General features: G+C 71.4%; 11 protein-coding genes. 4 read left to right on the top strand and 7 right to left on the bottom strand.

All coding sequences use genetic code 11. From position 1 onward, the window contains the following. Nucleotides 1-26: 26 nt before the first annotated feature. Nucleotides 27-1250, bottom strand: coding sequence for a signal recognition particle-docking protein FtsY (ftsY, locus tag IF00_RS0136265; RefSeq protein WP_030325617.1), 1224 nt, complete (start codon nt 1248-1250; stop codon nt 27-29). Nucleotides 1251-1536: 286 nt separating this feature from the next. Here ftsY and IF00_RS0136260 point away from each other — a divergent pair, with 286 nt between their 5' ends. Beyond that, a complete protein-coding gene (locus tag IF00_RS0136260; RefSeq protein WP_030325615.1) occupies nt 1537-2994 on the top strand; it encodes a cytosine permease in 1458 nt (485 codons plus the stop codon). A 58-nt stretch (nt 2995-3052) separates the two neighbouring features. Then, nucleotides 3053-4078, top strand: a complete 1026-nt coding sequence (locus tag IF00_RS0136255) for an LLM class flavin-dependent oxidoreductase (RefSeq protein WP_030325613.1) — start codon at nt 3053-3055, stop codon at nt 4076-4078. A gap of 171 nt (nt 4079-4249) precedes the next feature. On the opposite strand, the gene IF00_RS0136250 is transcribed toward IF00_RS0136255, so the two are convergent. From IF00_RS0136250 to IF00_RS0136235, 4 genes are all read right to left on the bottom strand, one after another. Further along, complete coding sequence (locus IF00_RS0136250) at nt 4250-5683, bottom strand: sugar porter family MFS transporter (RefSeq protein WP_030325612.1); 1434 nt, start codon at nt 5681-5683, stop codon at nt 4250-4252. A 189-nt stretch (nt 5684-5872) separates the two neighbouring features. Further along, nucleotides 5873-9460 carry a chromosome segregation protein SMC gene (gene smc / locus IF00_RS0136245; RefSeq protein ID WP_030325610.1) on the bottom strand — a complete coding sequence of 1196 codons (3588 nt, stop codon included), beginning with the start codon at nt 9458-9460 and terminating at the stop codon, nt 5873-5875. Between the two features lie 232 nt (nt 9461-9692). After that, the gene (locus IF00_RS0136240; RefSeq protein WP_015036455.1) at nt 9693-9911 is read right to left on the bottom strand and encodes a hypothetical protein; all 219 of its coding nucleotides are present in this window, start codon (nt 9909-9911) and stop codon (nt 9693-9695) included. Between the two features lie 390 nt (nt 9912-10301). Then, a complete protein-coding gene (locus tag IF00_RS0136235) occupies nt 10302-10583 on the bottom strand; it encodes an acylphosphatase (protein WP_030325609.1) in 282 nt (93 codons plus the stop codon). A 202-nt stretch (nt 10584-10785) separates the two neighbouring features. Here IF00_RS0136235 and IF00_RS0136230 point away from each other — a divergent pair, with 202 nt between their 5' ends. Further along, nucleotides 10786-11739 carry a CAP domain-containing protein gene (locus IF00_RS0136230; RefSeq protein WP_030325607.1) on the top strand — a complete coding sequence of 318 codons (954 nt, stop codon included), beginning with the start codon at nt 10786-10788 and terminating at the stop codon, nt 11737-11739. 86 nt (nt 11740-11825) lie between these two features. Here IF00_RS0136230 and IF00_RS0136225 read toward each other — a convergent pair whose 3' ends face one another. After that, nucleotides 11826-12410 (bottom strand): flavodoxin family protein, encoded by a 585-nt coding sequence (locus tag IF00_RS0136225; protein WP_030325606.1) that lies wholly within the window; start codon nt 12408-12410, stop codon nt 11826-11828. 140 nt (nt 12411-12550) lie between these two features. Between IF00_RS0136225 and IF00_RS0136220 the strand changes: the two genes are divergently transcribed. Continuing rightward, nucleotides 12551-12937: a winged helix-turn-helix transcriptional regulator gene (locus IF00_RS0136220; protein WP_030325604.1), complete on the top strand. Its 387-nt coding sequence runs from the start codon at nt 12551-12553 to the stop codon at nt 12935-12937. 53 nt (nt 12938-12990) lie between these two features. Here the strand turns inward: IF00_RS0136220 and mutM are convergent, their stop codons facing one another. Next, a complete protein-coding gene (mutM, locus tag IF00_RS0136215) occupies nt 12991-13875 on the bottom strand; it encodes a bifunctional DNA-formamidopyrimidine glycosylase/DNA-(apurinic or apyrimidinic site) lyase (protein ID WP_030325601.1) in 885 nt (294 codons plus the stop codon). Nucleotides 13876-13930 lie beyond the last annotated feature (55 nt).

Genomic DNA, 13930 nt, shown 5'->3' with positions numbered 1-13930 from the left:
GGGCCCTTCCGCGTGCCGTACGGGCGTCAGTCGCCGATCAGGGCGTCGACGAAGGCGCCCGGCTCGAAGGGCGCCAGGTCGTCCGGGCCCTCGCCCAGGCCGATCAGCTTGACGGGGACGCCCAGCTCGCGCTGGACGGCCACGACGATGCCGCCCTTGGCGGTGCCGTCGAGCTTGGTGAGCACGATGCCGGTGATGTCGACCACCTCGGCGAAGACACGGGCCTGGATCAGACCGTTCTGGCCGGTGGTGGCGTCGAGGACGAGCAGGATCTCGTCGAGCGGACCGTGCTTCTCGACGACGCGCTTGACCTTGCCGAGCTCGTCCATGAGGCCGGTCTTGGTGTGGAGGCGGCCGGCGGTGTCGATGAGGACGACGTCGGCGCCCTCCGCGATGCCCTCCTTGACCGCGTCGAAGGCGATCGACGCCGGGTCGCCGCCCTCCGGGCCGCGGACGGTCCGGGCGCCGACGCGCTCGCCCCAGGTCTGGAGCTGGTCGGCGGCGGCGGCACGGAAGGTGTCGGCCGCGCCGAGGACGACGGACTTGCCGTCGGCGACGAGGACACGGGCCAGCTTGCCGGTGGTGGTGGTCTTGCCGGTGCCGTTGACACCGACGACCATGACGACGCCCGGCACGTCCGAGGGGCTCTCGGTGTGCACCGTGCGGTCGAGGTCGGGTCCGAGCAGGGTGACGAGCTCCTCGCGGAGCAGCGCGCGCAGCTCCTCCGGGGTACGGGTGCCGAGCACCCGGACCCGCTCGCGCAGCCGCTCGACGAGCTCCTGGGTGGGAGCGACGCCGACATCGGCCGTGAGAAGGGTCTCCTCGATCTCCTCCCAGGTGTCCTCGTCGAGGTGCTCGCGGGACAGGAGCGTGAGCAGCCCCTTGCCGAGCGAGTTCTGCGAGCGGGCGAGCCGGGCCCGGAGCCGGACGAGGCGGCCGGCGGTGGGCTCCGGGATCTCGATCTCGGGAGCGGCGGGCGCGGCGACGACGGGGTCCTCGACGGCGGCCGGCGTCTCGACGGCCTCCTCGGCGGGGAGTTCGACCTCCTCGACCGTGCGGCGTGGTTCCTCCCGCGGCGTCTCCGCCTCCTCGCCGACATGCGGTTCGGCGGGCGGAGCGGTGATGGTCGGCGTGGTGGACGGCGGCTCGGCCGGCGGCAGCTGCTTCTTCTTGCGACCGCTGATCACGAGCCCGCTCGTCACGGCGACCGCGACGACCAGAGCGATGACTACAGCAAGGATGAGTTCCATAACTCGACCAGTATGGCGTGACCTCGCCCGCGTCCCCTCGCTCTCCCGGCGGGGGCATGCCCCTCCGGGCCCGGCCGGTCCGCCGTTCGGCCGCACGCCGACGGGAAGCCCCTCGGGGCGGAGACACGACCGGCCGGTGTCGGTCCGGTGCCGGTGAGCGAGGCCTCGGCGCGCGAGGCGCGCCCGGAGGGTGCTGAGGCCCCTTCTATGGGCTGACGCACCCTTTGCTCGTTAGGGCGCGAATGTACGATGTTCCGACCCCCACACCTTCGTACGGAGTACCCCCATGCCCCACGACGCCTCCGAAGCCGCAGGCGCGACGCACGACGGCGCGATGGAGACCCGCGGTCTCGAGCCCGTCCCCGACGCCGAGCGGACCGGCCGGGTCCGCGAGCTGTTCCCGACCTGGGTCGCGGCCAACATCAGTGTGCTGCTGCTCACGATGGGCGCGGGCCTGATCGTCTTCAACGGCCTGAACTTCTGGCAGGTCCTGGCGGTGGCGGTCGCCGCGCCGGTCCTCTCGTACGGGATCGTCGGCCTGATCTCGATCGCGGGCAAGCGGGGCGGGGCCCCCGGGATGGCGCTGTCGCGCGCGGTGTTCGGTCAGCGCGGAAACCTTTTTCCCGGCGCGCTGATCTGGGTGGCCCGGTGGGGCTGGGAGACCATCAACGCGGTCACCGGCGCCTACGCGGTGCTGACCGTGCTCGACCTGCTCTTCGGCGTGAAGTCGAACACCTTCCTCATCGTCGTGACGCTGCTCCTCTTCGTCACCTGCACCTTCCTCGTCTCGGGGCTCGGGATCAACGCGCTGCGGGTGTGCAGCAAGTGGTCCACCTACCTGTTCGGCGCCTTCTCGGTGCTCGTCCTGGTCTATCTGGTGGCGAACACCGACTGGTCGGCGGTCTTCGACAAGCCGGCCGGTTCGACTGCGATGATGATCGCGGGCATCGGCACGATCGCGGCCGGCGGCATCAGCTGGGTCCCCTCGGGTCCCGACTTCACCCGCTACCTGCCCCGTACGGCCTCGTCGAAGGCGATGGTCGGCTCGACGGTGGGCGGCGCCGGCATCGTCGTGCTGCCGATGGTCCTGATGGGCGCTGTCATGGCGGTGTCGACGCCGGACCTGGCCTCGGCGCAGGACCCGGTCTCCTTCATCGGCGAGCTGCTTCCGATGTGGATCTCGGTGCCGTACCTGGTGATCGCCCTGCTCGGGATGCTGCTGATCAACTCGATGTCGATGTACTCGGCCGGGTTCACCGCGCAGACCCTGGGCATCAAGGTCTCGCGCGCGGCGGCGGTCAGCGTCAACGCGCTGATCAGCCTGATCTTCGGCTTCCTGCTCATGGTGGTCGCGACCAGCTTCATCGGCTCGTTCATCTCCTTCCTGACCCTGCTCGCGGTGGCGTTCTCGGCCTGGATCGGCGTCTTCGGCGTGGACATGCTGCGGCGCCGGTCGTACGACGCGGTGGCCCTCATGGACACCACCCGCACCAGTGCGTACTGGTACCGGGGCGGTTTCGCCTGGCAGGCGATGACGGCCTGGGCGGTCGCGCTGCTGGCGGGTCTCCTCTTCACCAAGGTCGACTGGTTCTCCGGTCCGCTCGCCTCGTCCTGGATCGGCGAGAACGGCCTGGGCTGGGCGGCGACCATCGTGGTGGCGGGCGTGCTGTACGCCGTGCTGCCGCGTGCGCCCGAGAAGGTTCCGGCGGAGCCCGCCGGAGTGCGCGAGACCGTTTCCATCTGACGCTACGTCAGATAACGTCCCCCTTCGCCGGTATCCCACCAGCGGAGGGGGACTTCCCATGCCGATCAGCGTCATACGGTTCAACCTCGTCGATCCCCGCGCGACCCCCGAATCCCTCTCCGCCCGCTACCGGGCCGCCGTCGAGATGGCCGCGTACGCCGACGCCCACGGGGTCGACACCGTGCAGACCGAGGAGCACCACGGGGTCGACAACAACTGGCTGCCGTCCCCCTTCGCCTTCGCCGGGGCGGTCTTCGGCGCGACGATGGGAGGGGCGGCGCACAGCGCCTCGCCGGGGGGTGGTGGCCGGGAGACGGGTGGGCGGATCGCCGTCACCGTCTCCGCGATCATCGGGCCGCTGCACGACCCGCTGCGGCTCGCCGAGGAGATCGCCGTCCTCGACCTGCTGAGCGAGGGACGCCTGGTGACGGTGGCGGGGATCGGCTACCGCCCGGAGGAGTACGAGGAGCGCGGGGTCGACTGGGGGCGGCGCGGCAAGCTCCAGGACCTGCTCCTGGAGACCCTGCTCACGGCCTGGACCGGGGAGCCGTTCACGTATCAGGGCCGTAAGGTACGGGTCACCCCGAGGCCCTTCACCCAGCCGCATCCGATGCTTCTGGTCGGGGGGTCGTCGCGGGCGGCGGCGCGGCGGGCGGCCCGGCTCGGGCTTCCGTTCTTCCCGAGCGCGCACCTGCCGGAGCTGGAGGAGTACTACCAGGAGCGCTGCGCGGAGTACGGCACGGAGGGCTGGACGATGATGCCGGCCGAGGTGACGCCGCTGCTGCATCTGTCGGAGGACCCGGACCGGACCTGGGCGGAGTACGGGGAGCACTTCCTGCACGAGGCGCGGACGTACGCCTCGTGGCAGTCCAAGGACATCCGCTCGGCGGTGCGGTCGACGGCGGCGACGGTGGCGGAGCTGCGTGCGGAGGGGGTCTACCGGGTCCTCACTCCGGAGGAGTGCCTTGCGCTCGGCCTGGAGAGCCTCGTGCTGCATCCGCTGTGCGGCGGGATGCCGGTGGAGGAGGGGTGGCGGAGCGTGCGGCTGTTCTGCGACGCCGTCGTGCCCCGGCTCGCGGCCTGAGCGCGGAGGACGACACCGTCCCGCCCCGGCTCGCGGCCTGAGCGCGGAGGACGACACCGTCCCGCCCCGGCTCGCGGCCTGAGCGCGGAGGGCCGTGACGTACTGCCCCGGTCCGAGGCGTGAGGCCTCGGGCCGGGGCAGTTCCGTGGGTGAGGAGAGGGGCAGCGGGGATTAGCCCATCTCCTCCAACGCCTTGCCCTTGGTCTCCTTGACGTACCGGAGCACGAAGGGGATCGAGAGCACGGCGAAGACCGTGTAGATGATGTAGGTGCCGGAGAGGTTCCAGTCCGCGAGGGACGGGAAGCTGGCCGTGATGGCCCAGTTGGCGATCCACTGGGCGGAGGCGGCGACACCGAGTGCGGCGGCGCGGATCCGGTTGGGGAACATCTCGCCGAGGAAGACCCAGACCACCACGCCCCACGAGAGGGCGAAGAAGAGCACGAAGACATGGGCGGCGACCAGTGCCACGACGCCCTGCGTCTCGGGGAGTTTGCCGTCGACGAGGTCGGCGGAGAAGGCCCAGGCCTCGACGGCGAGGGCGATCGCCATGCCGACGGAGCCGACGAGGGCGAGCGGCTTGCGGCCGACACGGTCGACCAGGACCATCGCGATCACGGTGCCGATGATGTTGATGATCGACGTGGTGAACGAGTAGAAGAACGAGCTCGACGGGTCGATGCCGACGGACTGCCAGAGGGTCGCGGAGTAGTAGAACGCGACGTTGATGCCGACGAGCTGCTGGAAGACCGAGAGGCCGATGCCGACCCAGACGATGGGCAGCAGCTTGAAGCGGGAGCCGATGACGAGGAGGTCCTTGAAGGTGGACTTGTGCTCGCTGCGCATGGCCCGGTCGATCTCGGCGACGCGGTGGTCGAGGTCGACACCCTTGCCCTCGACCTCGGCGAGGACCTCCTTCGCCCGGTCGATCCTGCCGACGGAGATGAGGAAGCGGGGGGACTCGGGGATCGCGAAGGAGAGCATGCCGTAGAGGAGGGCGGGCACGACCATGACGCCGAGCATCCACTGCCAGGCCTCCAGGCCGCCGATCTCGCCGCGCTGGTCGCCGTCGGCGAGCTGGAGGATGCCGTAGTTGACCAGCTGGGAGATGGCGATGCCGATGACGATCGCGGCCTGCTGGAAGGAGCCGAGGCGGCCGCGGTAGGCGGCGGGGGCGACCTCGGCGATGTACGCGGGGCCGATGACGGAGGCCATGCCGATGGCGAAGCCGCCGACGATCCGCCAGAGGGCGAGGTCCCAGAGGGCGAAGGGGAGCGCGGAGCCCACGGCGCTGACCGCGAAGAGCACCGCGGAGATCTGCATGCAGCGGATGCGGCCGATGCGGTCGGCGATCCGGCCGGCGGTGGCGGCGCCGATGGCGCAGCCGATCAGGGCGATGGCGATGACCTGGGCCAGGGTGCCGGAGCCGATGTCGTAGCGGTCGCGGATCGCCTCGACGGCGCCGTTGATGACGGAGCTGTCGTATCCGAAGAGGAAACCGCCCATCGCGGCGGAGGCCGTGATGAAGATGACGTGGCCGAGGTGGTCCGGGTGGGCGGCTCGGCCTTCGGAAGGCGGCGGCGTGGGCGCCTGCGCGGTGTGGGGCACATGGACTCCTCGGTGGGGGGCAAGCCCTTCCAGTGGCGCACAACTTCACGCCGCCCACCACGTGAAGGTAAAAGCAACGTTGCAGAGACTATGCCTTCAAGTTTCTAAGTCAATAGGTGATGTCGTGTGACTTAATCTGCACTGCAAGGTGGCTTGAGTTCAACACTTGAAGAAATGGCGCTGTCGAGCTCATCGCAGCCGCTGGCTGATCACCTTCGAGACGCCGTCACCCTGCATGGACACGCCGTACAGCGCGTCCGCGACCTCCATGGTCCGCTTCTGGTGGGTGATCACGATCAGCTGCGAGGACTCCTGGAGCTCCTGCATGATCCGGATCAGCCGCTGGAGGTTGGTGTCGTCGAGCGCCGCCTCGACCTCGTCCATCACGTAGAACGGGCTGGGCCGGGCCTTGAAGATCGAGACCAGCAGCGCCACGGCCGTCAGCGAGCGCTCGCCGCCGGAGAGCAGCGAGAGCCGCTTGACCTTCTTGCCGGGCGGGCGGGCCTCCACCTCGACGCCGGTGGTGAGCATGTTGTCGGGGTCCGTGAGGACGAGCCGGCCCTCGCCGCCCGGGAAGAGCCGCGAGAAGACGCCCTCGAACTCACGGGCCGTGTCCCGGTAGGCCTCGGTGAAGACCTGCTCGACCCGCAGGTCGACCTCCTTCACGACCTGAAGCAGGTCGGTCCGGGTCTTCCTGAGGTCCTCCAGCTGCTCGGAGAGGAAGCGGTGCCGCTCCTCCAGCGCCGCGAACTCCTCAAGGGCCAGCGGGTTGACCTTGCCGAGCTGGTGGTACGCCCGTTCGGCGGCCTTGAGACGCTTCTCCTGCTCCGAACGGATGAAGGGGCGCGACTCGTCGGCCTCCGGAGAGTCCGTACCCTCCGGGGAGTCCACGCCCTCCGCTCCCCCGACGGCCGGCGACGGCGGTACGGGCTGGTCCGGTCCGTACTCGGCGACCAGCGCGGTCGCCTCCACGCCGAACTCCTCCAGGGCCTTCGACTCCAGCTGCTCGATCCGCAGTCGCTTCTCCGCGCCGAGCACCTCGCCGCGGTGCACCGAGTCGGTCAGCTTGTCGAGTTCCGCCTTGAGCTCGCGGCCCCGGGTCCGGGCTGCCGTCAGGCCCTCCTCGCGATCGGCCCGCGCCGCCTGCGCCACCACCCGCTCCCGCTCGGCGCGGACGAGCGACACGTCGATGTGGGCCAGGAGGCTCCGGGCGCCGGCGGCGACCGCGCCCCCGACCCGCTCCTCGTGGCGCAGCCGGGCGCGGCGCTGCTCGGCGCGCGCGCGTGCCTCCCGTTCGGCACGGGCGGCCCGGTCGAGCGAGTCGGCCCGCCCTGCGAGCCCCCTGACCCGCTCCTCGTGAGTACGGACCTGGAGGCGTGCCTCCATCTCGGTCTGGCGCGCGTTGGATCCGTCGATCGCGAGCCGGTCGCGGGTGGCGGTGTCGGGTTCCTCGTCCCCGCCCTCCCCGAACGCCGCGGCCTCCTGGGCCACAAGGAGCCGTTCGGCGAGTTCCTCCGCCTCGGCGGTCGCCTTCTCCAGGGCCTCCTGCGCGCGGGCGGCGGCGGCCGCGGTCCGTTCGGCCTCCCCGGCCGCTCCCCTGGCCTGGCCGGCGAGCCGGCCGAGCTGCTGGGCGACGGCGGACTTCTCCCGTTCGGCGGTACGTCGAAGGGTGTCGAGTTCCTCGACGAGTGCGGCGGCGGTACGGCGCCGCTCGTCGGCCTGGCCCTTGGCGGCGGCCAACTCCTCGCAGCGTACGACGAGTTCGTCGAGCTCGGCGGCGGCCTCGGCGACCGAGGCCTGGACTTCGAGGAGGCTGGGAGCGCCCGCGGAGCCGCCTTGGGCGAAGTGCGCGCCGAGCAGGTCTCCTTCGAGGGTGACGGCGGTCGACGCGGGCCGCGACCTGACGAGGTCGGCGGCCTGCTCCAGGTCGTCGACGACGACCATTCCGGCGAGCAGCCGGCGGACGGCTCCCATGAGCTCGTCGGGGCCGCGGACGAGGTCGGCGGCGTACGGGTGCCCCTCGGGCGCCGGGACCGCGGTCTCTCCGGAGCGGTCCGGTTCGGGGGCCCCGGTCAGGAGCAGGGCCGCGCGGCCGGCGTCCTGCTTGCGCAGCAGGCGGAGGGCTTCGGCTGCGGCGGAGGGGCCGGTGGCGGCGACCGCGTCGGCGGCCGCGCCGAGGGCGGCGGCGACGGGGATCTCGTATCCGGGGGTGACGGTGAGGAGTTCGGCGGCAGGACCGAGGAGTCCGCTGAGTCCCGCGGTCAGCAGGGCGCCCGTGCCGTCCTTCCGGCGCAGTCCGAGGGCGAGGGTCTCGTGCCGGGCCTGGGTCGCGGCGCGGCGGCGTTCGGCGGTGGCGGCCGCCTCGCGGGCGGTGCCGAGGGCGGCCTCCGCCTCGGCCAGTTCGCGGCGGGCGGCCTCGTACCGCTCGCCGTGTTCGGTGTCCGCGGCGTCGAGGCCGTCGACCTCGGTCTTGAGCTGCTCGTACTCCTCCTGGGCGGTGACCGCCCGTTCTCCGGCCTCGTCACGGGCGGCGGCGAGCCGGTCGATCTCGGCCTGGGCGGAGGCGGCGCGCGAGCGGGCCGCGTTGACCTGGCCGTGGAGGCGGGCGAGGCCCTCGCGCCGGTCGGCGAGGGCGCGGGCCAGGTCCTTGAGCCGGCGCTCCTCGGACGCCAGCGCCTGTTCGAGCTCGGCGCGGTGGGCGACGGTGTCCTCCAGGGCGCGCTCGGCCGCCTCCAGGGCGGCTTCCAGCTCCGCCTCCTGCTCGCGGACGCGGGCAGCCTCGCGCTCCAGGTCCTCCGGGTCGCGGCCGCGGCGTTCCTCGGCGGGTGCCGCGGTGGCGCTCTTCACCCGCGCGTCGGCCAGGGAGGCCGTGCCGCGGACGCGTTCGGCGAGCTGGGAGAGGGCGTACCAGTTCTGCTGGGCCCTCTCGAGTCGGGGCACGAGCGCGCGTGCCTCGGCCTCGAGGGCGGCCTCGCGGGCGAGCGCGGCCCGCAGTTCGGTCTCGGTGGCTTCCTTGCGGGCGAGCAGGGCCGCTTCGTCGGCGACCTCGGCGGTGAGGGCCCGCTGGAGGTGGACGAGGTCGTCGGCGAGGAGGCGGAGCCGGGCGTCGCGCAGGTCGGCCTGGATGACGACGGCGCGGCGTGCGACGGCGGCCTGCCGGCCGAGGGGTTTGAGCTGGCGGCGCAGTTCGTCGGTGAGGTCCTGCACGCGCGCGAGGTTGGCCTGCATCGCGTCGAGCTTCCGCAGCGCCTTCTCCTTGCGCTTGCGGTGCTTGAGGACTCCCGCGGCCTCCTCGATGAAGGCGCGGCGGCCCATCGGGTCGGCGTGCAGCACGGAGTCGAGCTGCCCCTGGCCGACGATGACGTGCATCTCGCGTCCGATGCCGGAGTCGGAGAGCAGGTCCTGGAAGTCGAGCAGCCGGCAGGTGTCGCCGTTGATCTGGTACTCGCTGCTGCCGCCGCGGAACATGATGCGGGTGAGGGTGACCTCGGCGTAGTCGATGGGCAGCGCGCCGTCGGAGTTGTCGATGGTGAGGGACACCTCGGCACGGCCGAGCGGAGGGCGCCCGGTCGTGCCGGCGAAGATGACGTCCTCCATCTTGCCGCCGCGCAGCGACTTGGCGCCCTGCTCGCCCATGACCCAGGACAGGGCGTCCACGACATTGGACTTGCCCGATCCGTTGGGGCCCACGACGCAGGTGATTCCCGGTTCGAACCGCAGCGTGGTGGCCGAGGCGAACGACTTGAATCCGCGGAGGGTCAGGGCCTTGAGGTGCACGCCCGGGACTCTACCGGGGCTCGTGCGTTTCACCCGCGAAGGTGTAGGGCAGATCCTCGGGTGAGGAGGGGTGGGACGGGAGGGGAACGGCGGGTGAAAGAAAGAAGGGACGCCGAAGCGCCCCTTGCATGTCTGCTCTGCCGACATGAGTGTTCAGATGGCTGCCGACATGAGTGTCCATGCGGCTGTGCCGGCGTGAGTGTTTCCCACCTGGCCCCTCGGGGCTGGGTTGTCAGGTGAGCGCAGGCTCCGCCTGGGGTACGTCGAGGTCGATGCTGTTCAGCAGTGACTCTCCCTGGTGCTGAGCGGCGGCAGCGGCAAGCGAGTCGTTCTCGGACTGGATCCGTACCAGCTCGGATTCCAGGTCCTGGACGCGCTGCTGAAGCCGTCGCATCTCGGCGAGGAGTCGCGGGTCGGAGCCGCCGACGTAACCGAGAAGCGCCTTTGCCATGATGGATGGTCCTCCACAATGAGTGACCGACCGAAGCGGTTGGGTCGTGAGGGATTTCGCACCCGCGGTGCTCGGCAGTACTGCTTGTCGTGCCGGTTCCACTGCCAAACAGCTAAGGTGCGCGGGGCTTCCAGAGTCTCACCAAAAAGTTTGACGGTCAACACGATCACGCCCCGTTTGAAGGGGCGACCGAGGAGTCCCGGGCCGCTCAGCGGGCGGCGGGGCCTCATGAACTCGGTGCCTCAGGGCGTCGCGATCATCCTTACCCGGCAGCCTTCCACGACGGGCGCGCCTTGGCAACCACCAGGCCGTTTCCCCTCCACCCGGCTGTTACCGCGCGTCCTTTCGAGGCCTCTCTCGGTCACCGGAAAGGGTGTCGGAGAGTGATCGTCAGCGGATGGCGAAGCCGTCGTAGCCACCGCGCGGGGTGGCCCAGATCTCAGTGACGCCGTCCACGCGCCCGGGTGTGTCGGCGGAGTGGAGCCAGGCGAGCAGACGGTGGCAATTCTCACGCGCCCCTTCGGCCACCACCTGCACGCGGCCGTCGTCGAGGTTCAGGGCGAAGCCCACCAGGCCGCCGATCTCCAAAGCGTTTGCCCTGGTGAACCAGCGGAAGCCCACTCCCTGTACCCGGCCGCGTACCCACGCGGTCATCCGCACGTCGTCACTCATGCCTGCACGCTAGCGGGCGGATTGCCAGATGAGCACATCGCCCCCGGTCCGCATGGACTACAGTCCCGACCGAACACGCCTCACCCATTCGGGCCCGCCCTGTTCGATCGGCGGTCCGAAACGGTACCGAGAGCAAAGATCAGCAAAGGCCACAGGGCCGGCACAGGACCACAGCAGGACCAGCAAGAGGAAGGCAGACCAGATGGGACGCCACCGTCGCGCCGGAGCCGCACCCGCCGCAGAAGACTACGCGGACGGCTCGGACCGCAGTCACCGGGGTACCCGCCGCAAGCGGCGCGCCCCGGTGCGCACCGGCCTGCTCGGAGCCTCCGCCGCCGTCGCGGTGGGCGCCATCGCCGTCGCCTCGGGCCTGCTGCCCGGCGGGGACACCTTCGACGTCGGCAGCGCGGGCACGAGCGAGCGCCCGAGCCAGTCCCGGCAGGCGCCGGAGCTGACGACGCAGGGCGGGTCCACGCAGACCCCGACCGGCGACTCGGGCAGCGCCCGCACGAGCGCGAAGGCGAGCGCGGGTACGGACAAGGGCAAGGCGGCCTCGCCGTCGGCGACCCCGTCCGCGAAGCCGACCCCGAAGGCGACGCCGACCCCGACGAAGGCGCCGGCCAAGGCCCCCACGAAGGCCCCGGCCAAGCCGGCCGCCCCGAAGAGGACCACGGCCGCCCCCTCCACCAAGGCCCCCGCGCCGAAGCCGGAGCCGAAACCCGACCCGACGACCGAGGCTCCGGTCGAGACGACCGCGGCCCCCTCCACCGCCGACCGCGGCGTGGCCGCCGAGGCGGAGGTCGTCCGGCTGGTCAACGTCGAACGCGCCAAGGTGGGCTGCTCGCCGGTGAGCGCGGACGCCCGGCTCGCGGCACTGGCCGGGGCGTTCAGCTCGGACATGGCGGCCCGCGGCTTCTTCGACCACACGGACCCGGACGGGGCCACCCCGTGGGCGCGCGCCGAGAAGGCGGGCATCTCGGGCCTCGGCGGCGAGAACATCGCCCGCGGCCAGGCCGACGCGGCGGCCGTCATGGAGTCCTGGATGAACAGCGACGGTCACCGCGCCAACATCCTGAACTGCGACTTCACCACCCTGGGCGTGGGCGTCCACTTCGCCGACGGCGGCCCCTGGTGGACCCAGGACTTCGGCTACTGAGCCGGCCGTCCTCGCGCTTCCCCTGTGTGAAAGGGCCCGTCACCTTCCCGGTGGCGGGCCCTTTCGCGTCGTCACGTCCGGGATCCTCAGGCGGCGGCCTTGCCCGCCACGAAGGTGCGGGCCGTCAGGGCGACGCGGCGGCCGAGGTGTTCGGCGGTGGCGACGTCGGCCTTGTGGACGCCCTCGGGGCCCAGGTCGGCCGGGGTCTGGCCGGCGGCGCCGGAGAAGAAGCCGAGGCGGTTGATGTCGTTCTCGGAGGCCTCGCTGGTGTTCCAGCCGGGCTTGAGGCCGAGGTTGATCCAGTTCATGCCGTGCTGGCCGGCGAGGATCTGGAAGTACTGCAGGGTGTGCAGCTTGTCGCCGCTCTTGGAGCCGGAGTTGGTGAAGCCGGCGGCGAGCTTGTCCAGCCACGCGTCGGCGAACCAGCGCTTCGAGGAGTCCTCGGCGAACCGGTGGAAGGCGCCGGAGGCCGTGCCCATGTAGGTCGGGGAGCCGAAGACGATCGCGTCGGAGGCGTCGAGCAGCTCCCACTCGGCCTCGGTGATCCCGTCGACCTTGATCAGGTGGACGGTGGCGCCCGTCTCGGCGGCACCGTCGCGGACGGCCTCGGCCAGGACGGCGGTGTGGCCGTAGCCGGAGTGGTAGGCGATGGAGACGACGGGGGTGGTCACAAGAGGCTCCTCGAACGAGAACAGGTCTGAGAACAGGTCTGTGGGGACGTCCAGAAGTAGAGCACTAACTTTTTGATAGCGCAACCCATGAGTGAGCGCACACCTGGCGGTGAGCGCTGTGCGGGAGTACGGTGGAGGGCATGACTGACGACCTCGCCTACGACGTGTTCGCGCGCGCCTGCCCCTCGCGCGGCACGCTGGAGCATGTGACGGGCCGTTGGGGCAGCCTGACCCTCGGCGCCCTGTACGACGGGACGTTCCGGTTCAACGAACTGCGGCGCCGGGTCGACGGCGTGAGCGAGAAGATGCTGTCGCAGACCCTGCACGCGCTGGAGCGCGACGGACTCGTCCATCGCGAGGCGCAGCCGACGAATCCGCCGCGGGTCGACTACCGGCTCACCCCGCTCGGCCGCGAGATCGCGGAGCGGCTGATCGGCCTGATCCAGCTGGTCGAGGGCCGGATGCCCCAGGTCGAGGCGGCCCGCGAGCGTTACGACGCGGAGCGCGGAGCCCCGGTCGGCGCCTGATCCTGAGACCCGCCGGCGGCGTCGAGGGCGTGCGCCCCCGGGCGATCGCGTCGTCAGGCGCTCGCGCGCGGCGGTCGCTGGCAGCGCGGACAGAAGTAGCTGGAACGGTTCATCCACGCGCGGCGCCGCATCGGCGTACCGCAGCGGTGGCAGGGCTCGTCCTCGCGCCCGTAGGCGTCGAGCGAGCGGTCGAAGTAGCCGGACTCGCCGTTGACGTTCACGTACAGGCTGTCGAAGCTGGTGCCGCCGACATCGAGGGCCGCGTTCATCACGTCCCGGACGTGCCCGAGGAGTTCGGCGGAGCGCGGGCGCGTGAGGGTGGCGGTCGGCCGGTCGTAGTGGAGCCGGGACCGCCAGAGCGCCTCGTCGGCGTAGATGTTCCCGACGCCGCTGATCAGCGACTGGTCGAGCAGCGCCCGCTTGACCGTCGTACGGCGCAGCCGCAACGCGCTCTGGAAGGCGGCGTCGTCGAACTCGGGGTCCAGCGGGTCGCGGGCGATGTGCCCGATGACGTCCGGCAGTCCGTCGGGGGTCTGGTCGTGGAGCGAGAGTCCGCCGAAGGTGCGCTGGTCCACGAAACGGAGCTCGGTGCCGGCCGCGCCCGTGACGGAGTCGCTGTCGGATGCCGCGAAGCGGATCCGGATGCGGAGGTGCTTCTCGTCCGCGGCGTCCTCCGGCTGGACGAGCAGCTGCCCGCTCATGCCGAGGTGCCCGAGGACGGAGGTGCCGGTCTCGGCGAGCGGCAGCCACAGGTACTTGCCGCGTCGGCGCGCCACCTCGAACCGCTGCCCCTTCAGCCGGGCCGCGAAGTCCGCGCCGCCCGCGGGATGACGCCGTACGGCCCTGGGGTGCAGCACCTCGACCTCGGTCACGGTCCGCCCGGCGACCCAGCGCTCCAGACCCCGCCGTACGACCTCGACCTCGGGCAGCTCGGGCACGGGACTCCTCCGGACGTACGTCTTCGACAGCGGTTCAACCCTACCGGGGGCCGAC

Origin of the sequence: Streptomyces flavochromogenes, assembly GCF_000717595.1 — a bacterium.
Taxonomy (GTDB): domain Bacteria; phylum Actinomycetota; class Actinomycetes; order Streptomycetales; family Streptomycetaceae; genus Streptomyces; species Streptomyces flavochromogenes.
The sequence above is the reverse complement of the archived record's forward strand: the minus strand, read 5'-3'. Positions and strand labels throughout refer to the sequence as shown.